General features: G+C 60.0%; 16 protein-coding genes, 1 tRNA gene and 2 pseudogenes. 9 read left to right on the top strand and 10 right to left on the bottom strand.

Translation table 11 applies throughout. The annotated features are described in order from the left end of the window. Positions 1-13: 13 nt before the first annotated feature. Genes FHS94_RS16840 through FHS94_RS16830 form a run of 3 tightly spaced genes read right to left on the bottom strand, consistent with a single transcriptional unit; the run spans position 14 to position 3,309 of the window. Entirely contained in the window at positions 14-1,489 is a 1,476-nt protein-coding gene (locus FHS94_RS16840) for a hypothetical protein (protein ID WP_184060029.1), read from the bottom strand. Continuing rightward, positions 1,482-1,907 carry a DUF5681 domain-containing protein gene (locus FHS94_RS16835; RefSeq protein WP_184060027.1) on the bottom strand — a complete coding sequence of 142 codons (426 nt, stop codon included), beginning with the start codon at positions 1,905-1,907 and terminating at the stop codon, positions 1,482-1,484. Before FHS94_RS16835 ends, FHS94_RS16840 begins: the two co-directional genes overlap by 8 nt. 10 nt (positions 1,908-1,917) lie before the next feature. Then, positions 1,918-3,309, bottom strand: coding sequence for a site-specific DNA-methyltransferase (locus tag FHS94_RS16830; protein WP_184060026.1), 1,392 nt, complete (start codon positions 3,307-3,309; stop codon positions 1,918-1,920). Positions 3,310-3,855: 546 nt separating this feature from the next. On the opposite strand from FHS94_RS16830, the gene FHS94_RS16825 reads away from it, so the two are divergent. The 7 genes and pseudogenes from FHS94_RS16825 to FHS94_RS16800 form a co-directional block, all read left to right on the top strand. After that, entirely contained in the window at positions 3,856-5,325 is a 1,470-nt protein-coding gene (locus tag FHS94_RS16825; RefSeq protein WP_343055338.1) for a tyrosine-type recombinase/integrase, read from the top strand. A 24-nt stretch (positions 5,326-5,349) separates the two neighbouring features. Further along, a complete protein-coding gene (locus FHS94_RS16820; protein WP_184060024.1) occupies positions 5,350-6,078 on the top strand; it encodes a hypothetical protein in 729 nt (242 codons plus the stop codon). Positions 6,079-6,175: 97 nt separating this feature from the next. Next, entirely contained in the window at positions 6,176-6,349 is a 174-nt protein-coding gene (locus tag FHS94_RS16815; protein ID WP_184060022.1) for a helix-turn-helix domain-containing protein, read from the top strand. Next, a pseudogene (locus FHS94_RS19960) lies at positions 6,349-6,582 on the top strand (CHC2 zinc finger domain-containing protein); the annotation flags it as partial. The gene FHS94_RS16815 and the pseudogene FHS94_RS19960, both read left to right, overlap by 1 nt. Positions 6,583-6,585: 3 nt before the next feature. After that, a complete protein-coding gene (locus FHS94_RS16810) occupies positions 6,586-7,332 on the top strand; it encodes a DUF7146 domain-containing protein (protein WP_246348737.1) in 747 nt (248 codons plus the stop codon). After that, complete coding sequence (locus tag FHS94_RS16805; RefSeq protein ID WP_184060018.1) at positions 7,329-8,879, top strand: DUF3987 domain-containing protein; 1,551 nt, start codon at positions 7,329-7,331, stop codon at positions 8,877-8,879. Before FHS94_RS16810 ends, FHS94_RS16805 begins: the two co-directional genes overlap by 4 nt. 503 nt (positions 8,880-9,382) lie before the next feature. Then, a pseudogene (locus FHS94_RS16800) lies at positions 9,383-9,584 on the top strand (transposase); the annotation flags it as partial. Positions 9,585-9,697: 113 nt separating this feature from the next. Here the strand turns inward: FHS94_RS16800 and FHS94_RS16795 are convergent. The 6 genes from FHS94_RS16795 to FHS94_RS16770 all read right to left on the bottom strand — a co-directional run bounded on the left by FHS94_RS16795 (position 9,698) and on the right by FHS94_RS16770 (position 18,480). After that, entirely contained in the window at positions 9,698-10,144 is a 447-nt protein-coding gene (locus tag FHS94_RS16795; RefSeq protein WP_184060016.1) for a DUF488 domain-containing protein, read from the bottom strand. Further along, a complete protein-coding gene (locus FHS94_RS19955; protein WP_184060014.1) occupies positions 10,131-10,766 on the bottom strand; it encodes a DUF488 domain-containing protein in 636 nt (211 codons plus the stop codon). Before FHS94_RS19955 ends, FHS94_RS16795 begins: the two co-directional genes overlap by 14 nt. Before the next feature lie 13 nt (positions 10,767-10,779). Then, positions 10,780-11,463 carry a dual OB domain-containing protein gene (locus tag FHS94_RS16785; protein ID WP_184060012.1) on the bottom strand — a complete coding sequence of 228 codons (684 nt, stop codon included), beginning with the start codon at positions 11,461-11,463 and terminating at the stop codon, positions 10,780-10,782. 33 nt (positions 11,464-11,496) lie between these two features. Further along, entirely contained in the window at positions 11,497-14,235 is a 2,739-nt protein-coding gene (locus FHS94_RS16780) for a site-specific DNA-methyltransferase (RefSeq protein WP_184060010.1), read from the bottom strand. An 11-nt stretch (positions 14,236-14,246) separates the two neighbouring features. Continuing rightward, complete coding sequence (locus FHS94_RS16775; protein WP_425506199.1) at positions 14,247-17,306, bottom strand: BPTD_3080 family restriction endonuclease; 3,060 nt, start codon at positions 17,304-17,306, stop codon at positions 14,247-14,249. A 1,084-nt stretch (positions 17,307-18,390) separates the two neighbouring features. Then, a tRNA-Ser gene (locus tag FHS94_RS16770) sits at positions 18,391-18,480 on the bottom strand. A gap of 147 nt (positions 18,481-18,627) precedes the next feature. Between FHS94_RS16770 and FHS94_RS16765 the strand changes: the two genes are divergently transcribed. After that, positions 18,628-19,380 carry a DUF1134 domain-containing protein gene (locus FHS94_RS16765; protein WP_184060006.1) on the top strand — a complete coding sequence of 251 codons (753 nt, stop codon included), beginning with the start codon at positions 18,628-18,630 and terminating at the stop codon, positions 19,378-19,380. A 9-nt stretch (positions 19,381-19,389) separates the two neighbouring features. On the opposite strand, the gene FHS94_RS16760 is transcribed toward FHS94_RS16765, so the two are convergent. Further along, positions 19,390-20,712 (bottom strand): dihydroorotase, encoded by a 1,323-nt coding sequence (locus tag FHS94_RS16760; protein ID WP_184060004.1) that lies wholly within the window; start codon positions 20,710-20,712, stop codon positions 19,390-19,392. A gap of 43 nt (positions 20,713-20,755) precedes the next feature. Here FHS94_RS16760 and ygfZ point away from each other — a divergent pair, with 43 nt between their 5' ends. Then, the gene (ygfZ, locus tag FHS94_RS16755; protein WP_184060002.1) at positions 20,756-21,529 is read left to right on the top strand and encodes a CAF17-like 4Fe-4S cluster assembly/insertion protein YgfZ; all 774 of its coding nucleotides are present in this window, start codon (positions 20,756-20,758) and stop codon (positions 21,527-21,529) included. Positions 21,530-21,582 lie beyond the last annotated feature (53 nt).

Genomic DNA, 21,582 nt, shown 5'->3' with positions numbered 1-21,582 from the left:
CGCTAAGGCGCCATCACCGCGGCCGCGGCGCGTTCGGCCGAGGCCGTTCTCTGCCCGCCGTCGCCGTTCGGGCACTGCGCCCCATCACCCAGTGAAGGAACTGCGTCACGCTATCGACCTGGTCATCATGGGCGAGATGCGGGAAGCCGGTCATCTCCCGCTTTAGCGCAGGCAGCCATGGCGCCGTTGTCGGGAACCGTACCTTGCCGCTGTAAAGACGTTCAACACCGACCGTGAGCCGGTCCTCCTTACTCATGTCCGGCGTGAAGGCGCGGCGCTCGCAGCTTGGCGCGTGATGCTCGGGCTCGCTGAGACACCGCTGATCACGTGAAAGATCAGCGAGCAGGGCGATCCCGACGCCAGCGTTTTCGACAAGGATTGTATCGGCTTGCCAACGCTTCCGCTCGCGCCGGACCAGCGCCAGGAGGTCAGCGTAAAGCTTGCGGACCTGTTTAACCTCGAGAAGAAGCCAATGTCCGTTGTGATGGCCCCACGTCGTGCACACAGAGTAGTCGGACTTCGGTCCGTCGCTAAGCGCTGTATCCCAAGATTGGACGACCCATTGCAGCCGGTCACGCGCCGGCGCCTCGTCATAGGTCTGGATCCGGTTCCACTCGATGAGGGCGCTGTCGGGCGGGGTTGGGTTCTGCTGGTACTGTGCCTCAAAATCGGAACCGCCCATCCCTTGTCGGATCTCGTCGAGAATAGCGCGCGGTTCGCTTCGCGGTTTCAACAGGTCGCCCGGTTGACGAACAAAGACCTGCCCGCTCGACAGCCTGAACTCCTGACGCTCCTCGGCGATCGCCGGCAGGTTCAGGTGCACAAAGCCAAGCTCCTTCAAATGGGCAGCAATGTCTTCCTCGTGGAGGCGCTGCTGAACCGCGATGATCGACCCGGCGGACTTATCGTTCAATCGGCTGACCAGCGTATTGCCATAAAAGTGCCGGGCCCGCTCGCGCGCGACCGGCGAGCGCGCGTCCGCCGCCTTCATTAGATCGTCGATGATGATCAAGTCGCCACCAAGACCGGTTAGCGTGCCGCCAAGCGAGCTACCCAGCCGAAAGCCATTCTGCCGGGTCCGATATTCGCGAATGGTATCGCGCTCGACATTGGTCGCCGTGTTGGGGAACACATGCGCATACCAGCCCGAGCGCGCGACCTTAAGGAAGTTACGCGAGTGATCCACCGTCAGGTCACGCGCATAGCTGACCGTCAGGATACGCTTGGTCGGGTCACGGCCCAACACCCAGGCCGGCAACGCGATGGAGGCCGTTACCGATTTGAGGTGCCTTGGCGGTATGGTGATCAACAGGCGCTTCACCTCGCCGCGCTCAACACGGGCGAGGTAGTCGCACAAGACTGGCAGGTATGTGCCTCGCTCCAGCGTTGCCGCTGGATCGAGGGTCGCGAACACCCGCTCAACGAAGGCCTGGAAGTCAGTCCGGCATACGATATTGAGCGCGGACGGAATGTCGGCAGGCCTATCCATGACCCGCGCCCCCGTCATCGAGCCTACGCAGATACGCGTCCAGAATCTCGCTTTCGCGCGCCGGATCGGTGTCCATGGGCGGCAGCTTGATCTCCGAGGAGCCCTCGTCGCCGTACTTGAGGATGGCCTCGATCGACTTGTGGTCACCTTTCAGCGCCTTTTCGACCAGGCGCATGATGATCGCCTCGCGTTTAGCGACCTTTGTCTGCCGTCCGCTAACGGTCGCGGTGATCGTCCGATCCAGCTCGCGCTGGATCAGGGTTGCAAAGTTCCTGGAGCCGCGCGGCCGTCCGCGCGGATTACCAGAGGTGCCGGGCTTGAACCGGTACTCTCGCGGTGGGCGTCCGCGCGCTGCGCTGCCATCATCCGGGTCGCAATCATGAACTTGCTGCGCGTCGTTCTCAGAAGGTTCTGACATGTCATCCTCCTCACGCCGCACGACGCGTGCGGACACGCGCAGGTGGAGAACTGACGACTGGGGTCTCGCCGATGCCGGTTCGCTCGGCGCGCACCTCCCGCCAGGTTTGCCCGGTGCTGGCGAGGCGAGCTTCCTTGCCCGAGTAATCCTGCCAGCGAACAAGGCTTGTATCCACGTAGCGCGGATCGAGATCCATCGCTGCGGCGAGTCGCCCGGTCTTCTCTGCCGCAATGATGGTGGTACCGCTGCCCGAAAAGAGATCGAGCACCAGATCACCGCGAGCGGTGCAGTCGAGCAATGCGTCGCTGACCAGTGCAAGTGGCTTCACCGTTGGGTGCATCTCACGGTCACGCTGCTTCTCGGCCCCGAAGCCGTTGACGCCAGGATAGTCCCAGACGTTGCTGCGGTTACGACCGTGCTTGCCGAGTTGGACCCGGTTGCAGTGAGCGGCCCCACTTTTGGCAAGTAGGAAGATCAGCTCATGCGCTGACCGATAAAAGCTGCCCATTCCCGGTCGCTTGGACCAGACAATCAGATTGAGAAGCTCGAATGCATTCGCATCCGCAGCGTCCAGGACGTTTCGCAGATTGCGGAAGTCCATACACACATAGGCAAGCCCGCCGGGCACCAACGCGTCATGAAACCTTGCCAGCGTTCCGGTCAGAAACTCGGTGAACTCCTCGTCCGACATTTCGCCCGAGGCGGAGACAAACTCGCCATGGTGTCCGGAGCCGGTCACATGCCCCTGGACCTTGCAATTATAGGGCGGGTCCGAGAACACCACCCGGGCTTTCTGCCCGCCCATTAGAACTTTGAGGGCTTCGGGACTGGTGGCATCTCCACAGAGGAGACGGTGGCTGCCCAGCAACCAGAGATCGCCGATCTGGCTGGTGACCCGCGCCGGCGGTGGGGACACGTCATCGCCGTGGTCAGCGGCACTGTCCTCGAACATGAGCGCGTCGATCTCGGGCGCTGAGAAGCCGGTCACGTCGAGGTCGAACGTCAGGTCGAGCTCGATCAGGTCCGCGAACTCGAGCGCCAAGATCTTGCGGTCGTAGCCCGCGAGGTCTGCAAGCTTGTTTTCGGCGAGAACGAACGCCCGCTTCTGGCCGGCACTGAGGTGCGACAGCGTCACGACCGGTACGATCGTCATGCCCAGCTGGATCGCAGCTTCGATTCGGGCATTGCCGGCCAGCACCTTGTCGTTCTCGTCGACCACGACGGGAACGGAGAAGCCGAATAATTGGATGCTCTCACCAATAAGGCGGAGCTGATCCTTGGAGTGGATGCGCGCCTTGCGCCCCAGCGCCGCGAGCGATGACGGTGCCACATAGCGAACATTAAGGGGCAATCCGGGAAGCAGATCGATCTGCTCCGAGCGCAAAGATACATCTTCAGTCATGACGATTTCCAGGAAACAAACAGTCGCGCCAGTCGACCAGCAGGTCATTACGTCAGGCTGCGGCTATTTCGGTGAGGGATGGTGGGCACGCGATCTACACAGACCAGCGGCATCGCCCATATTGTTCACGAGGCAGGTCACCTCGTCATCCCTCACCCATACGCTACCTCGATATCGCTTCCGAGCACGAAGATGTGGTGGCGAATAGGCTGCTTCAAGTAGGCCTTGTTAGCAATAATCCATTTGTTGCAGCGTAAGACCTACCCTGATCTGAAGCGGGTTTTTGGCTTCCCGAACCGGCTAAGCGTGAGAACTACGCGTCTCGCGCTGATCCGGCCCATACTGCGATGATGCAATTAGCCCTGTTATTCCTGCAAGAACAGGGCTCCGGATCGCGCGAGAGCCGTTCCGTACTGCCGGCATGGCGAGCGGAGAAAGAAGGCCGATCTAGCAGCCTCGCTCTCTCCGTGGTGGCTCTCCACGATACGAAATCACGCTCCCACGCTGCGCAGGAACGGCGGATTTGCGCGGATCTGAGGCAAATATGTGGGGAGCACTGGCGATAAGCCTGTCTCAGATGAGACTAGATGGCGGAGACGGAGTCCTTATAACTCTCGACCGCCTAAAGCCGCTGCTCGCCGCAGGCTCGTTGTTTTAACACGCTTTTACCCCACCACTCGTTCGCCGCTGACCGTTGACGATCCCACAGACCCGCCGCATAAAGTGGGAACCATAGTGGGAACAGGTGAGATGGCGACCGGCAAGCTGACAGCGTTGAAAGCGAAGGCACTGAAGGAGCCGGGTCGGCACAGCGACGGGAACGGGCTGGTCCTGTACATCAAGGAGAACGGCTCCAAGTCATGGGTTCTTCGCAGCCAGGTTGACGGAAAGCGTCGCGACTTCGGCCTTGGCTCTTTCAATGACGTGTCCCTTGCTGATGCCCGCGAGAAGGCTGACGAGCTACGCCGACAATATCGCAGCGGAACTGATCCAGTGGCAGCCAAGCGCGCCGCCAAGGCCCCTGCCCCGACGGTTCCCACATTCCGTGAAGCGGCTGAACAGGCTCACAAGGAGCACAAGGGCGGTTGGAAGAACGAGAAGCACAAGGCCCAGTGGATCTCATCACTGCAGGCCTATGCCTATCCCACCATCGGCGACATGCCGGTCGACCAGATTGAGGGACCAGCCATCCGCGACCTGCTTGCCGAGATTTGGCTGAGCAAGCCGGAGACCGCCAGCCGGGTGAAACAGCGGATCGGCGCGACTCTCGATTGGGCCTACGCCAAGGGCTACCGCAAATCGGAAGCACCAATGCGGTCGGTGACCAAAGGCCTGCCTCGCCAGCCCAAGAAGGACAACCACTTCGCCGCCCTGCCCTATGATCAGGCACCAGCGATGATGGCGAAGCTGGCAGAGACCGACACGGTAGGCCGACAGGCATTGCGCTTCCTGATCCTCACCGCCGCTCGGTCCGGAGAGGTCAGGGGCGCTTGCTGGCGCGAAATCGATTTAGACCAGCAGTTATGGACTATTCCCGGCGACCGGATGAAAGCGGGCAAAATGCACATTGTCCCACTCCGGCCTGCGGCGATCGCCATTCTGGAAAAGCTGAAGGCAGCATACGGCGACAACCCCGACCAACCACTCTTCCCGGGCAAAGCGAACAAGCCGCTTTCGGACATGACACTGACCAAGGTGCTGCGCGACGGCTTTGGTGATGAGATCACGGTCCATGGGTTCCGCTCAACCTTCCGCGACTGGGCAGCCGAGCAGACCGATGTCGCCGGTGATGTCGTCGAGGCCGCTCTGGCGCACACCGTCCAGAATAGGGTAGAGGCGGCCTACCGCCGGACCAATTATCTCGAAAAGCGACGGGTTCTCATGAGCATGTGGGGTAGCTTCCTACTCGGCGAAAACGAAGCAACAGAGGAGGTGGTGGCAACTGACAATGCTGACAATACGTCACGGAGCGCGGCTCCCGACCTGGCGCATGGCGTGGCGAGGTCAGCAGCGTAGATTGCCTGAAACGAGACCGCGGCGATGTCTGATAGCAAGCGACAGGATTGGTGGGAGCGGCGTCGCCCCGAGGCCGAGGATCGCCTCCGTCGTTTGATCAAGCGGGAGCGCGATGAGGACGCCGAGGCCAAGTTCGGCGGCGACTTTCATCCGGCCGAAATGTATCCCCTGGAAGGCCTGATCCACCATCCCTTTCCGCTCCGAATAGTGCGGATGTGCATGAGTGACGCAGACATAGCCTCGCTGCCTTACGATCAGCTCCGGTACTTCACCGACGAGGGTGGTTACATGGAGTCCATGGTGCCACCCGAACGCACTCGGCAAATCCTGCAAGTCGGACATCCTCCAGGCTGGACCGAAATAGATATCGAGCAGGGTCGCCGGCCTTCTTTGCTCGAAGAACAGCCAGCCAAGGCCCCCTCGACAGGATCCACCTTCCCCGCCGAGGGGTCGTTCGATGAGTACCCGCCACCGGCGTGGCACACAGCCCTATTCACCCGAGATGGCGAGCCACTCCCGCCGAGCACGAAAGGGTCACCAGCGCCCCCCCAGCGAAAGGCAAGTCCGGTTTCCAGCGCCGAACTGGAACGCTGGTGGAGTGCGCGAAAGAGCGATCCGGCGAATCACGACGCCACAGAAGAGGCTGATTTGATTGCAGCCAGAGCCGCCTTTCCGCAGAACTCCATTTCGCGGGAGAGGGTCCGCGAATTACGCGGCCCGCGAAAACGCGGTCCCAAGCCGTTTCGCGGCTAAGTGACCGCGGAATTCCCGCAGAAATAGACGGCGAAATACATCGCCAGCATCTGATCACCACCGAGCCAATCCCGGCCGGTTTCGAAAGGGTGATCAAATGCAACGGTTCTCAGTTTCTATAGATGAAGCGGCGCGAGCTATCGGCATCGGCCGCACCAAGCTGTATGAGCTAATCAACAGCGGAAGCCTTGACGTTATCCGTATCGGCTCGAGGACCTTGGTTAAGGTCCCCAGCATTGAGGCTATGCTCCAGCGGTCGGTAGTTTTTTAATGGCCGCCTTCCACACCTCGGATCGGGCCAGCGCCATCAAGGCTAACATCCCGCTCAGCACCGTAGCGAGCAACTACACTGAGCTTAGTCGGGCCGGTCGTGAGCTACGCGGCCGCTGCCCTTTTCACAACGACAACACGCCCAGCTTCTACGTCAATGACGAGAAAGGGACGTTTCATTGCTTTGGCTGCCAAGCTGGCGGCGACGTGATCGACTTTATTCAGAGGATTGAAAACATGAACTTTACCGACGCTTGCGACCTCCTCGAGGGCAATAGCAACATCGCCATCCGCAAGGTACCAAATCCTGCGCAGCCGAATTCCAAGGCGGAGGACGCACGACGCATCTGGAACGCCGCAACCTCCATTGTAGGCACGCCGGCTGACGTGTACCTCGCAAGGCGCGGCATCCCTTTGAGCAGGATCGCCCTTCAACCCAATCTCCGCTTTGCCAAGTTGAAGTTCGACGGCTCTGAAGCATTGCACCCTGCCCTTGTTGCGGCCGTTCGCGATGTCCGGGGAGAGATCACTGGCATCCAGCGGACCTACTTGACTGAAGAAGGTGAAAAGCTGTGCGTTGATGCGAAGCGATCATTGGGCACCATCCGCGGCGGCGCAATCCGTTTGTCATCGGGCGGGGACGAGGATGATCTTGGCGCGATTTACCTGTGTGAGGGCCTGGAAGACGGGCTGAGTTTGCTTCGGCTTCAGGGTGACGCCCCCGTCTGGGTCGCGGCTGGAGCCGGGATGATGGAAGCAGTTAAGCTGCCTGCCACAACCACAAACGTCCGGATTGTGCCCGACAACGATTTCGCGGGTCGGAGCGCCGCGCTGCGAGCAGGAGTCAAGTTCACCAAGCAAGGCGTGTTCGTCCACCTCAACCGGCTTCCCGATGAGTTCAAGGACTACAACGAGTTCCTGTTGCATCATCTGGCATCGCCTGTTTCGCCGGAAGCAGACCCGGGCGAGGAGTCGGGGGCATGATGGAGGTATTGGGGACAACGGCACAGCCAGTGACAGCGGAGATGGCATGGGCTGAACCCGTTCCACTTCCATCGACTCTGTTGGCTGTTGACCCGTTCGACGATGAGATGCTCCCCACCGGTTTACGCCGGTGGGTGGTCGACATCGCTGAACGCATGAACGTGCCAGTCGACTTCGTTGCCATCCCGGCGATGATCGCGGCGGCATCGCTCATCGGCAGGCGCATTGGCATTCGCCCTCAGGCGCATACCAACTGGACCGAAGCCGCAAACCTGTGGGGGGCCATTACTGGCCCCCCCGGGACCCTCAAGTCGCCTGCTACGCGGGAAGCCTTCGCCGCCCTGCATTTGTTCGAACGAGAAGCGGCCGTGCGCAACGAGGCCGCTCTGGAAGAGCTAAAGCCATTGCAGCAGCTTTACGAGATGCAGGAACGCGAAGCGAAGCGGGCGGCGTCCAGCATTCTCAAGGATGCGGAAGATCCGACGTTCGCACGCTTCAGTGCGCTCGACATCCTGCGGGAACTGGAGGAACCAACGCCACCACGCCAGATCAGGTACATCACCAACGATGCCACGCCCGAGAAGCTAGGCGAGCTGTGTCGGGACAACCCGGACGGTTTGCTGATCCATCGTGATGAACTCCTCACCATGTTCACTGATCTGGACCAGGAAGAAAGAGCCAGTGGACGCGGGTTCCTCATGACCGGGTGGGGAGGTCTGGACGGTTACACTGTTGATCGGATCATCCGCGGCACCATTCGCATCGAAGCGGTAAACCTGTCGCTGTATGGCACCACGCAACCCAGCCGGCTGCTATCGTACATGCGGTCCTCGCTGAAGCAGCATGACGATGGGCTTGTGCAGCGCCTCCAGCTGCTCGTCTGGCCAGACTTCAGTGTAGCCTGGACGAACAACGATCGTGCGGCGAACGAGGCTGCGCGGGACGAGGCAATGGCATGCTTTCGCGCACTCCATAGCCTGTCACCAGAGTGGGCAGAGGCACAGAGCAACGCGAATGACGGCAGCGGCGCCATTCCGTTCCTGCGGTTTTCACCCGAGGCACTGGAGCAGTTCGACCGCTGGCGTGCGAAACTGGAGGCACAGGTAGCAGAGCTGGACATCGCGGACCCTTTCAGGGGCCATCTGTCCAAGTACCGTGGTCTGGCGCCACGGCTTGCCCTCGTATGCCATCTCGCCTCTGGCGGAGTGGGGCCTGTGACTACGTCCGCTTGGGTCATGGCCGAGCTTTGGACCATGTACTTGAAGAGCCATGCTCGGCGCATCTATGCAGCTTTGGAAACCGACAATACTGACATTGCTCACAAGATCATGGCCCGCGTTCGCAGGGATGAGCTTCCAGCAAACTTCACCTCCCGCGACATCTACCGAAGTTGTTGGTCCGGTTTGAAGGACCGCGAACAGGTCGAACGAGGGCTGCAAATCCTTGTCGACTACGATTGGCTAAGCGTGGAGCGTGTACTGACTGGCGGAAAACCGAAGCTTCTTTATACCGCGAATCCAAGGGCGATGAAGAAGACGGTGCATTGATGTTGGGCAGGGTGGCTAAGCGGCTGCCCTGCCCATTTGTCGTGAGGCGAATTCCGTCCATCAGCCGATGGGGTACGGTGCCCCCATGATGGGGTTGCCGATGGGGTAGTTGGTGGTGTCTGAAACACGGCCGAAGTGACGCGAGTCTGTGGATTCCGGCACAGACTACCCGCGTCCTCGCCTACCGAACCAGAGAGCGAGAGGATGGGGTTCAATCCGGTTACCCTGACTGGCGAGAAACGCACGGCGCTAATGGACCGACCTCGTCCATGGTGACCGGAACAGGACGGCCTGGCCGTGACTAGCTGAGCGAAACTGATTAAGGGTCGAAGGCGAGCAGACCGGGATCAACCCACTCGACTTAATTGGGAGGTTTGATCGTCATTGCTCTGGCGTTGGCACGCGCGAACGATCGAATTGGAGGCGATTGTGTTGAAAAGGGCTGGCTTGCAGTAGTGTCGGTGGTCTGATTCAATCGTCTCGAGGCGACCGGAGACGGGCCGATGATGGGCGAGCGGACGGGTGGCGCAGGAGGCGCTGTTCTACAGCGTCAGCCTGGAGCGGCATGTCCCGGCCGACCATCTGCTTCGCTCGATCGATCGGTTCGTGGACCTGTCGGACATCCGCGAGGAGCTGAAGCCCTTCTACAGTGAGACCGGTCGCCCCTCGATCGAGCCGGAGTTGATGATCCGGATGCTCAAGGTCGTCTCAACGGCTCGCTATACGCACTTGAACGACGCAGCGATGAGGGAGGTTTGCGATCTGATAGGATCCCTGATCGAGGCCTGCTGCAACCGCGCGTTCCACAAACCCGGCGCTCATAAATGACGGACGCTCAGTTCGTTTCCCCAGCGATCATTGAGATACTCTACTACCAACCTCCGATGACAATGATGGGGCGTGTCCTCTGAACACAAGAGGCAAGCGCCATCAAACATGCTTGGCTTGAACTTGCTTTCAATCTTTCGACTGCTCATAAGGTCTAAAAACTGCCCCTCATAGACCTGCCAGTCTCCCTTCATCTTTTTGAAGGCCTTAAGCATCCCGTCTGTCGGCGCAAGAAGCGGCTGATGAACGTATCTGATACCTCCGATTTTTTTGAGAAAGTATGCCAAGTCGTCAGACTTAGCGAATCCTGCAAGCTGCGAGGTGTTGTGCAGACGCACGTCTACGACCGTCCGGACTCCAGCAGCCAGTAACCGCTCGAAAAACCGCTCCGCGTTGGACTTCGTGAACCCTATTGTTGTTACGTTAGCTCCCGGCATCTCGACTCTGACCTCCTAACGATTTACTCGGATGAGAAGCTAACTTTGAGTACGCCACCTTCCTCGCTCGCGCCCTATACGCGTCAATCAATAGCTCAGAACGGGGGGCGAACATATCCGCGTGCGACTTATCGGCCATGTCCAGAAGTTGATCCTCGATCCACTCATGACCTACCGTCCGGCTTTCCGAGAGAACATGAAGCACTTCCGCCCCGATCTCGACAAGCGACCGTCCGACCAGAAGGCACCGATGGCAGTCAAGTGGATTTTTCTCGGAACACATCATTGCGATGTTATATGTTTTTGCGCCTTGGAAGACTCTTTCCAGCCCGAGCGCAAAGGCGGGAACACGCGCCATCTTCTCGTAATCGGCTACCCCGTCAGTAAACAGATCGTCAGAGGAGGGGCGGCCTCCTAATTCCTTGCCCAGGAAAACGTACGCGATGTTATCAGTCGCCAAAGCCGCCTTAAGTGATTCGCGGTTGAAATGAGGAAACGCCCGTGAGTACGGGGCGCTCCGCACATCCGCTATAGCGGTAATCTGGGCAGTTCGTAGGCGCTCTAGGAACGCCTCGTAACTAAGCGTCGAGTGTCCAACACTCCAAATTTGTGTGGCAGTCATGACCTTCCGCTATTCACTCGTTCGGACGGATAACCGCAGCTATGAGCTTGTACGCATGCCCCTGATACGGCTCGCCCAGGCTTATGCACAAGAGTGCTTGACCGATCTGATGCCTACCGTCCGGCAAAGCAAGGTACCGAGCCTCATAGCGCGGGTCAGTTATGGAGAGGAGATAGGGCGCTTGGCGATACGTAAAGTACCCCCTCACCCTCCGCTTACCATTGCCGAACGCTGCTCCCTCAACAGACACACGAACCTCTAGGTCATTGACCTCGATCAGGCGCAGCGAACCGCCAGCAGGGTCCGCTTCATCCTCAGCGACCCGGTCGTTCGTTCCGTTGTAGCTGGACGAACGATTGGTCCAAAGTGGCAGGTTATCGAGAGCGGCACGCGCCTCGGCATAGCTGGCACGCCGCTGTAGGCGCCAGTAGTACTCGGCATCGATCAGATGATTTTCGGTCTGAAAGGCGTGCGGACGAGGCTCCATCATCGGAATTGTGACGACATCCAGAACTCGGACGTCGTTGCCGTCCTGATATCGCCTGTCGTCAAAGGAGATCTCGTGACTTTGGCGGCTACTTATCGGACGAATCCAGTTTCCGGTTCCGGCGCCTGTGATCTCCTTTCCTGCTATACACCTACCACTAGTTTTTCTTGAATTCGCGAGGCATATAATTGTGCTTTCGTAGTTTGGCATTCTCCCATCCCCCTCGGCTCTCGCCAGGCCTGCTCAGCGAACGCGAAAAACTTTTTGAACCTCATCTCCGAAGTGATTGATCACTTTGACGCAAATCTTGCCAGTGTCCGGTCTAGCGAAAGGACGAGACGTCGCGGTGTAGAGGCTCTCCCAAGCCTCCTTGTCCACCTCAGAGCCAAGCGCTCTCTTCAACGCAGCGTACGGGTCCGACTCCTTGCCGTTCAAAAAGTACGCGTGTCGAACGAAGAAGCTTTCATCATCATATGCATCGTCGATGAACCAGCAAGCTACGTCGTCACGTGGATCCGCCGAGGAGCGTAGCTCACCGGTGGTTGGGTCGAAGATGTCCACCCCCAGGATTTCGACCTCATACTTCTGACCGGCAACGGGCCTAACTTCTATGTCCGGCTCCCCGAACACCACGAACATATTGCTTGCACCGGTGTTCTTAAGCCGATCTCCGACCCTGATGTCTTGGTTCATCCTGGCTTTGAGCACTATTAAATCTCGCGTGTCGAAGCGGGATTCGTCCGTCTCAGGTGCGAATTGGAAGCCACAGACAACAAGAACATCAAAAAGACCACGAAGCGCCTCTTTTTGAGCCTGCACCATGAAGTCACGCCCGACAGCGTCGTACTCCGGCCCAACCGCGACCGCGACTCTCTGGACTTTGCCCTTTTTGTCCTCATAACGACCTTCGTACGACACCCAGCCGTCACCGGGTCTAGGAGCTAGACTCTCAAAGGTTATATGCTCGTCCTTTTTGGTGTTGCGGACACCTGCGCGACGAAGGTGCTCTACTACAACTTTTCCGAAGTCGGTCTGCTCTTGACTGCGGAAGCGCACAACGTTCTGCCGATCAGGCTCCAGTGTCTCGGCCAAATAGGGATCGTCCTCTCCTACAGGGATGACCCGATGTGGGGAGAGGCTCTCAAACGTAAACGGACCGGCGACCCTGGTGCGCTTTCGATCCACGTAAGGGCGATCAAAGAGCAACTCAAGCTCAGCGTTCTTGGCAACTGACTCGTCTAACGCAAGCTGGCGCGCCCGGCGAGTACCCCAATGTTCTGCGAGAACCCGCGAAGCCTCCCCGTTCCAATCATCCCTTGGTTGGCGCGGAACGGACCACTCTGTCCATTCGGAGACACCAGTGAGCGAAGCAAGCTCGCCCAGTTGCGCCGCAATGAGCGCAGCATAGCTCTCGTGAATGACATCTATTTGCTTGTTTGCTCCAATGCCCTTCAGTGTCACGTGCGGCACACGCTCGTATACAAACCCGCGCCTTATGTCTCGATTGTATCGAGTAGGCGGCAGCCGCTTCTTCCCAGGCGGCAGAAGCTCGTTTTCCTTCTCAAGCCCTTCTTCAGAGTCTTGCAGTAGGTAGAATGGATATGATGCGCCCATCATGCGCGCTCGCGCAAGGGTCAAAGCCACACGGCTGGTATCAATTGCGATCCACCGCCGACCCCATTGCTCAGCCACATAGGGGATGGTGCCTGATCCACAGGTCGGATCGAGCACCAAGTCGCCCGGGTCGGTTGCCATGAGTATGCATCGTTCCACAACCTTTGGAGCGGTCTGGACGACATAAACCTTGCCTGTCGCGCCGCCCACATCACTCCAGTAGGAGCCGAGGGATTGCACCGGATAGTCATCGTGGAAGTAGCGCATCCTGATCTGCGCTTTCTGTCGGACGAGCCTTCCCGCACGTCCGACGCGAGCTAATTCGTCGGTCGTCACGCCCCAGTGCCTGAGCGCGCCCGGGTGGAACGTAGCTCCTTCGAACTCAAAAGGTACTGTAGTAGTTTCTCTGAACCCGTCCGAGGTAAGAGGATATGGTGAGAAGTCCCCCCGATCGATCGTCGTTAGATCTGCCTGCCGCAATGCTGACTTGCTCCGCATCAGAAATAAACGACGGAATTTGGCTTGGGCCTTGTCTTTCGCGAACCAAAGAATGTAGTCAACGTTCGACTGGATGAAATCTCCCGTCTGACTCCCCGTCTTTTGAATGGAGATTTGCACAACAAAGTTTTGCCGGCCAAACACCTCATCCATAAGGCCGCGGACCAGATGGGCATTATCCTCGCCCATCTGCAAGAATATTGAGCCTGTGTCACTGAGGAGGTCACGCGCAACGAGCAACCGATCTCTAAGATACGAAAGATACGAGTTTACGCCATCACGCCATGTATCCCTGAATGCTTGTATGACCTCCGGTTCTCGCGACCTATCCTCCCGCTTACCGTCGGTAACTTTTCGAGAGTCGGTCCGAGGCTGAAAGTTCGAGTTGAACTGAATTCCAAAGGGAGGATCAAAGTATATGCATTGAACTTGCCCGCGCAACGCTTCGCGCTCGGCAAAGCTTGCCATCACAAGCAGACTGTCCCCTAGAACCAATCGATTGGTCCAATTCTGGTCGTGCTCATAGAATTCCGTCCGCGCCTTTTGATCCGCTGGACGGCCATTGAAATCGCCAAAAAGATCCGGCTCCTCGCCTTCCCTCTTCCGTGCACGGGACTCGGCCTCTAGGCGCTCAATGATAGCCTTGGGGTGAATTTGCTCCTGAATATAGATCGGGGGAGCGTTCACCGTGAGACTACTGAGGTCCTCCTCGTCCTTGCCGCGCCACATTAGCTGAGGATCGAGGTCTTTATTTCGGGGGTAGCGAACGACCCTAGGCCCGATCTTTTCCTCGTCGGCCCACGCCTGCTGTTCAGCAGTTGGTATCATGCTCCGCTTGGCGCCAGGATGCTTATAGATGTCTATTGTCATTGAGGCTGCTCTTACGCTGCTAGTGCGGCATTACCGCTCGACAAGTGACTGCGAATACGACTGCCGAACGTGTAAGGATTGTCGAGTTCCAGGAAGTCCCACCTCCCGTACCGACCAAGCGCGTTCACACCTGGCACCCATCGTGTCCGCATCGTGTCAGCCTTTGCAAGGTCCTGGTCGTCCTTCCAGCCCTTAACCTCAACTACTAGGTTGAGAGGCTGCGCGGAAACTGAGCCGTCCGAGACTTTGAGAATGAAGTCTGGGCGATACCAATGCACTTCACCCTTATATTCATAAGGGACCTCAAATCCCAAATTATGGTTTTTTACATACGCGATCACGATGTCGCGGCATTCCATCTCCATTGCAGCTAAGAATGCCTTCTCCCAGTCTCCGTCACAGACCGCATAGTCCACCTGACACATCCTAGGATTAGTCTGAAACAAGTCGGTCTTCGAAGTCTGAAAGTTCACGTCTCGACTTGATCCAAGCTCATTGTAGGAGTTTACAATTGCGCGCACGTGCTGAGTCCTCGGATCGGCGGGAGAACATGCTCTCGCAATACGCTCAGCAGCCTTTTGGGCCATAGGACGCCACAAGAATAGGCGCTTCAGTTCCTCATGCCCGTATGTTTCTAGGCACTCCTCAAACCATCGCTCGGTTATTCTAAGTAGCTCTCCAAACCGGTGAAGAGGAACGGTTCCGTGAGGGTTCTGATCGGGCAATTGGCCGGGGACAACTAGCTTTGGCTTGGCATCCTCTTTGAAGTATCTCGTCAGGGCGAAACCGGCAACAGCGTAGTACACAGACTTCATTCGCTGCGCCTTGTAGTTTTCAAGCGAGAGCGTGATTCCCTCTCCGACTATCGGCTCTACAAATGTCTCCGTCGGAACGTCGCTCGGATTGAGCTCAAGCCGGGACTCGCTGGTGAACGTCGCAACGAGTGGGCCTGCCGGGTACACAACACGGTAGCCCAATACGTTCGGGAAGGTCACCTCTGCCGCCTTCCGCTCCTCCCAAGCCCGCACTCGCGTCATCTTCGGCGGAGGCTTGATAACGGGGGCGCTTGCGTCTTGCGTGAAATCGAACGGAATGCCGAGAATGTCAGCGTACTCAGGTAAAAGCAGACCGTCTTCGCCCGGGGTATAACTAACCCTGCGCAACCCACGTCCGACCACCTGCTCGCAGAGAAGCTGGGTACCAAATGCCCTAACGCCGAGGATGTGAGAGACCGTATTGGCGTCCCATCCCTCGGTCAGCATGGCAACTGAAACGACGCACCGAACTCCCGCACCTAGCTTACCGGGCTGTCCGACGGTGTTCATGACTTCGCGCAGTATCTCAGCGTCGGATAGCGCCATCGCTGCGGCCGCACCGTTCCTTCGTTCGACCTCTCTGCGGAAATCCTCAATCTCCTCGGCCGCCGCTGCTCGGAACTCGTCTGGGAGCGCGTCGCCGGCCTCCAGAGCCGCAGAATCAATCAGAATTGTTCGTGGTGAGGCTCGCCAAGTGAGCGATTGCTTTTCGACGTTTGAGAAGGCGTCAAGGCGGCCGGGAACGAGACGCCCCTCTTCGTTCCGGTACCCTGAGATGAAATCGTAAATCAGCTTCGACGTTGCTGTGTTATTGGCCACAACAATGAACACGGGAGGCAGTTCAATACCCTGTGCCGTCCAAGCAGCCGCCGTCTTCTCGTAATGCCCATACAGACTTTCGAGCGCTGCCCGTAACAGCTCGTCTAGGTCTTCAGGGGAATGAGCGACGCCGCTCTTTCGCCCGCCCCTCGGTAGCGCCTTTTTAGGAAGGTTGGCGTAGAGCCTGCGGAACTTGGGAGAGTCTCCCTCCGGAGCGTCATCCAAAACTGGCAAGCGCGGCGTCTTCACGATCCCGCACTCGATCGCGTCCATAAGCGAGAAATCGGAGACGACCCAAGGGAAGAGTGTACCCTCCGGAAACCCCGAGCCGCGCAAGAAGAACGGGGTCGCAGAAACGTCGTAAACTGCGATGAGTTCGTGCGTGCGTGCAACCGCCGCGACACCCGAGATCCACACCCGAGCGGCTTCGTTGTTGGCCTTCGCCTCTGAAACCTCGTCAGCTTCAACCTTCCGCTCCTCGCTGATCTCAGGTGGGCGAGCCTGGTAGCAGTGGTGTGCCTCGTCATTGAGGACAATCACTCTGCGAGCTCCCGCTAGATCCCCCGCCACACGAGCTACGACCTGCGTTTCAGACTCGAGAAATCGCTTCGGCACGAGTTCGATGTCGAGCGATCCATCTGCCCCTTCTTTGATCAGCCTATCTCCTAAGATCGTCCGCGTTCCAGCAGGCATGCTTAGCTGCTCTCGCGGTTGAAACGCATGGTAGTTCGTCACGACAACGCGCGCCCGAAGCATCTCAGGCATCATTTCCTGCGGAACGATGCGCCGGTCGGGATCACTATAGTAGTTGGATGGCTCCTCAGGCCGAAGCACACGTAGGCGGTCCCTGATCGTGATCCCGGGAGTGACGATCAAAAAAGCGTTCGTGAAACGGTTACTGGTCGGGCGGCGTGCCGCGTTGATGGCCTGCCACGCTATCAGCATCGCCATAACCGTGGTCTTCCCAGACCCGGTTGCCATCTTCGCTGCAACCCGGAAAAGGCCCGGGTTCGCCTTCTCATTCGCAGCTTCAACCTCTTGCCGGAACTCCTTCGGAGCGACCTCCGTCAGCCAGATCAATGTTTCAACAGCTTCGAGTTGGCAGAAGAAAAATGGGAGCTTTCGCGCACCCGGCTCACGCCACCAACGGAGGAGCCGTTCTGTCTCCGGGGTAACGTTCCATTGTGACGGAGGCAGACGGCGCCAGAGGTCGACCTTGGGCCTGACCAACCTCACCAGCGTGTTATCGGTTGGCTCCTGAGGATCGAGCGCGAGCGCTCCCTGAACGGCGCCCTTTTTGCTTGCCGCCACGGGGACTACATACCTGTGAGGGCGGCGGCCTTGACGTATCTCAGGGACCGGCTGACCCCGCGCGTCCAAGGCCCAGTGGCGATCCGGCTCGGCGAACGGCGAGTTCAGGATCGGGTTCGAAATCACGCTACGCTCTTCCCCCTGCTACAACGTTTTGACCTTACACGGGCACCTAGCAAGGTCGAGCCATTTCCGCCCTACCCGCGTCCCTGATTTCAGCTCCTGACCCCCTAAGATCAGCGCTTCCGCTTGCTTCTCGGGCGGTTGGAGCTTCCTGTCGTGAGGTAATCAACGCAAGCGCGGCGGCGAGTGCGCCAGCACCCGTCGCGGCGCTCGACGGCGGCGTAGCTCCAACCCTGGTACACCGAGCGCAGCCGTCGTGCTGACCGGCAATCCTTCGGGGGCCGGCTATCAGAGATTGACTTTCTAGGGATCAGAGCAGGGATGGGCAGCACAGCGTTCCATGCCCCGATCAGGCCGCCACCCTCAACTAGAGCCGTTGGTGCGGATTGGTCGCAGCGCTAGACGAGAGCGGCGCACGGGCTGCCTGTGACGCTCACTCGCGGCGTTGTACCCGGCTGCCCCCATCGGTGTCTTGAAACGGGGCGGCCTCTCGCTTGCGATAGGCTGAACCATTTATTGTTCGGACGGGTACTCTCAGGTTTGACCCCGGGACTGCGCACCAGTCCAGATGGAACCGTTCAAAGTTCGAACCGGCTCTTCTGCACCACGTGCCCCCTCCAGGAGGAGGGGGGCATCGAACAAGCTACTGTCCGTAATGTCAGTTGCCCCACCCCTTCATCCCCCAGATGAAAACGTCGCCACGGGCTGTCGTAACCACGTCCCAAGCTAAAGCCGCAAAGGGCCAGCTCGGTAGGCCCGGTGACGGATCATTCTGCCCGCGAACTAAAGCAGCAGCTTTCAGGGACTGTCGGGGAACCTTCCCGAGCCGCAGGACCCTTCAAGAAACACAGCGCAGCGAATGCCACCTTACGTTTCCAATCAGGTTTTTAAGCCTCGGGAGGCAGGTCACCGCGCCTGCAAATCTGGTGCTACCCACATCAGCGGGAACGAGACGTTTACCGATTCAAGCACGCCAGTGTTCGCCGTTGGCCGCTCAGAACCGGATGACAATGTGGGAACAGCCGAGGGAACCATCCCGGGGCAACCTCGCTTTTCCCAAACAACACAGAGCTTTGCACAGGGAGGTTGGCGGAGACGGAGGGATTCGAACCCTCGATACGGTTTCCCGTATGACGCTTTAGCAAAGCGTTGGTTTCAGCCACTCACCCACGTCTCCGGCTGCGGCGCTGGGGAGGGCTATAGAGAGGCGTTCCGCCGGGATCAACCGTGCTTGCTCGCCGACAAGCACCGGTTCGCCCGATCGTTCATTGCGCATCAAGGGGCACCGGCGCTACCGTCGCTGGGTTCGGATGTGGAGAGTGTGATGCGCGGTTGGATCGGGATAGCGGCAGGCCTGGTGCTGGTATCCACAGCAACTGTGTCCTCGGCCCAGGTCCGCACCGTTGACCCGAACCAGGCGATCGACTCCGACCTGTCTCCCCAGCCACAGGCACGCGCACCGCGTCCAACGCCGCGGCCCGAGCCGGCGGACGTGCCCCCGGCAGATCCGGCCCCCTCCGATCAGGCGCCGGTACAGGGGGAGGTGCCCTCCCCTGCTGCCCAGGCGCGCGCCGACGCAACCACCAACGCGGAAACCACTTACCAACGCGACGACCTGCTCGCGGCGGCGGAGGGGGTGTTCGGCAAGGGCGCGCAAGGCCTCGCCGGAATCCTGGAGAAGGTTCTGAAGGATCAGGGTCAGCCCAACGCCTATATCGCCGGGCGCGAAGCGTCAGGGGCGTTCGTTGTCGGGCTGCGCTACGGGTCGGGCGTCATGTCCCACCGCGTCGAAGGACAGCAGCCGGTTTACTGGACCGGCCCGTCGCTCGGCTTTGACGTAGGCGGCGACGCGAACAAGGTCTTTGTGCTCGTCTATAACCTGTACGACACCGAGGAGCTGTTTCACCGCTTCCCCGCCGCTGAGGGGCGGCTGTATTTCGTTGGCGGTTTCGCCGCCACGTATCTGAGGCGCGGGAACGTCGTGCTCATCCCGGTTCGCCTGGGTGTTGGCTGGCGGGCCGGCGTCAACGTCGGCTATATGCGCTTCAGCCACAAATCGCGCGTGCTGCCCTTCTAACCGGTCCGGTCAGCCGAACTCGGTTGACTCGAACCGGATCGGCTGACCGTCGGCTGCCTCGCCCAGGGCGCTGTCCCACATGGCGACCCTGCCCCTCACGATCGTGCCGATCGGCCGCCCGGTCAGGGTGCGGCCGGTGAATGGCGACCAGCCCGCCCGCGACGCCAGCCAGCTCTCCTCCACCGTCCAGCGCGCCTTCAGGTCGACGATGCTGAAATCGGCGTCATAGCCGACCGCGATCCGCCCCTTGCCGACGATGCCAAAGATCCGTTGCGGCCCTGCGCTGGTCAGTTCGATCAGCCGCTGCAGTGTCAGCCGCCCTGCCGCCACATGGTCGAGCATCAGCGGCAACAGTGTCTGGACGCCGGGCATGCCGCTCGGGCTGTCCGGATAGGCGGTCGCCTTTTCCTCACGACTATGTGGAGCGTGGTCCGACCCGATCACATCCGGCACGCCCTGCCCCAGCCAATGCCACAGCCCCTCGCGATGCGCGCCCGACCGGATCGGCGGGTTCATCTGTGCAAAGGTGCCCAGCGTCGGATAGGCCTCCTCCCCCGCCAGCGTCAGGTGCTGCGGTGTCACTTCGCAGGTCGCGATGTCCTTGTTAGCACCCAGCAGAGCCAGCTCGGCGGGGGTGGTGACATGCAGGACGTGGATCCGGCGCCCGGCCGCGCGGGCCAGCGACAGGATGCGGCGCGTCGCCAGGATCGCGCTCTCATCGTCTCGCCACACCGGGTGCGATGACGGATCGCCGGCCACGCGATAGTCGCGCCGATCGTTCATCCGCGCCTCGTCCTCGGCATGGATCGCGACGCGACGGTGCCCGGAGGCGAGCACGGTGGCCAGTTGCGCGTCGTCCGATACCAGCAGGTCGCCGGTCGAGGCACCCATGAAGATCTTGACGCCCGCCGTTCCCGGCAACCGTTCCAGTTCGGCGAGTTCCGCTGCGTTCCGGTTGGTCGCGCCGACGTAAAAGGCGTGGTCGCACCACATCCGTCCCTTGGCGCGCGTCAGCTTGTCCCCGATCGCTTCGGCGCTGTCGGTATTGGGACGCGTGTTGGGCATCTCGAACACGGCGGTCACTCCGCCCAGCACGGCCGCGACGCTGCCGCTCTCCAGGTCTTCCTTGTGAACCATGCCCGGTTCGCGGAAGTGAACCTGGCTGTCGATCACCCCCGGCAGGATGTCCAGGCCGGTGCAATCGATCGTCTGCCCGGCCTCCCCCGCGCCGCCGATCGCGGCGATCCGGCCATCGGAGACCCACAGGTCCGCAGCAACGGGGCCTCCCGGCAGGTGAACCGTGCCACCGCGCAGCACCAGGTCGAAGTTCATTGCCGCCCTTTCGCCAATCTCCCCGCCTTCCTACCTTCGCAACATGGATGAGGCCACCCCCGCGGCGACCACGCTCGCCGATCGCGCTCTGCTCCGGCTGTCGGGCCCGGACGTACGCGGCTTTCTGCAAGGGCTCGTGACCAATGACGTGACCGGGGCGCTGCCGGTCTGGACGGCCCTTTTGACGCCGCAGGGCAAGGTCCTGTTCGACATGCTGCTCTGGGCGGATGCCGACGACATCCTGGTCGATGCCGAAGCTGACCGGATGGACGCTCTCCAACGCCGCCTGACCCTATATCGCCTACGCCGCCCGATCACGATCGTGCCTGAGCCTGCCCTCGCCGTTCACTGGTCGCGAGATCGGCCGAGTCACTCCGGCGCTGTTCCAGATCCGCGGCTTTCGGCCCTGGGGTGGCGCTGGCTGGCGCCCCCATCGGCCCCAGCGACCGGTTGGCTTGCTCACCGACTTGCCAACGGCGTCGCCGAAGGAACGGCAGAGCTTGGGGACGGCCAAATACTCTGGCTGGAGTGTAACGCGGCCGAACTCCAGGGGGTAAGCTTCACCAAGGGCTGTTATGTGGGCCAGGAAAACACCGCCCGCATGCACTATCGCGCCAAGGTCAACCGACGCCTGGTGGTCGCGCCCGACCAACCGGACGACCGCGCCACGGCTCACTATCCTGGGCTCGGCCTCATGGTGGTCCATCGGCGTGTCGAGACACTGGGCGACGCCGTATTGCCGCAATGGCTGGCAAGCGCTCTATCAGCAGAACCGCAGCCGATCGAAGAGGACGCCCAGCTTTCCCCTTCAACATAGGCGGCGCCGACGGCATCGCGGCTTGATCTACTGGCACAATGTTAAATAAAATG

Origin of the sequence: Sphingomonas aerophila, from assembly GCF_014199305.1 — a bacterium.
GTDB lineage: Bacteria > Pseudomonadota > Alphaproteobacteria > Sphingomonadales > Sphingomonadaceae > Sphingomonas > Sphingomonas aerophila.
This window is presented reverse-complemented; position numbering and strand designations above follow the sequence as displayed.

Coding starts and splice junctions, on each gene's coding strand:
- FHS94_RS16840 (WP_184060029.1), bottom strand. CDS start 1,489: ATGGATAGGCCTGCCGACATTCCGTCCGCGCTCAATATCGTATGCCGG.
- FHS94_RS16835 (WP_184060027.1), bottom strand. CDS start 1,907: ATGTCAGAACCTTCTGAGAACGACGCGCAGCAAGTTCATGATTGCGAC.
- FHS94_RS16830 (WP_184060026.1), bottom strand. CDS start 3,309: ATGACTGAAGATGTATCTTTGCGCTCGGAGCAGATCGATCTGCTTCCC.
- FHS94_RS16820 (WP_184060024.1), top strand. CDS start 5,350: ATGTCTGATAGCAAGCGACAGGATTGGTGGGAGCGGCGTCGCCCCGAG.
- FHS94_RS16815 (WP_184060022.1), top strand. CDS start 6,176: ATGCAACGGTTCTCAGTTTCTATAGATGAAGCGGCGCGAGCTATCGGC.
- FHS94_RS16810 (WP_246348737.1), top strand. CDS start 6,586: ATGAACTTTACCGACGCTTGCGACCTCCTCGAGGGCAATAGCAACATC.
- FHS94_RS16805 (WP_184060018.1), top strand. CDS start 7,329: ATGATGGAGGTATTGGGGACAACGGCACAGCCAGTGACAGCGGAGATG.
- FHS94_RS16795 (WP_184060016.1), bottom strand. CDS start 10,144: ATGCCGGGAGCTAACGTAACAACAATAGGGTTCACGAAGTCCAACGCG.
- FHS94_RS19955 (WP_184060014.1), bottom strand. CDS start 10,766: ATGACTGCCACACAAATTTGGAGTGTTGGACACTCGACGCTTAGTTAC.
- FHS94_RS16785 (WP_184060012.1), bottom strand. CDS start 11,463: ATGCCAAACTACGAAAGCACAATTATATGCCTCGCGAATTCAAGAAAA.
- FHS94_RS16780 (WP_184060010.1), bottom strand. CDS start 14,235: ATGACAATAGACATCTATAAGCATCCTGGCGCCAAGCGGAGCATGATA.
- FHS94_RS16765 (WP_184060006.1), top strand. CDS start 18,628: ATGCGCGGTTGGATCGGGATAGCGGCAGGCCTGGTGCTGGTATCCACA.
- FHS94_RS16760 (WP_184060004.1), bottom strand. CDS start 20,712: ATGAACTTCGACCTGGTGCTGCGCGGTGGCACGGTTCACCTGCCGGGA.
- ygfZ (WP_184060002.1), top strand. CDS start 20,756: ATGGATGAGGCCACCCCCGCGGCGACCACGCTCGCCGATCGCGCTCTG.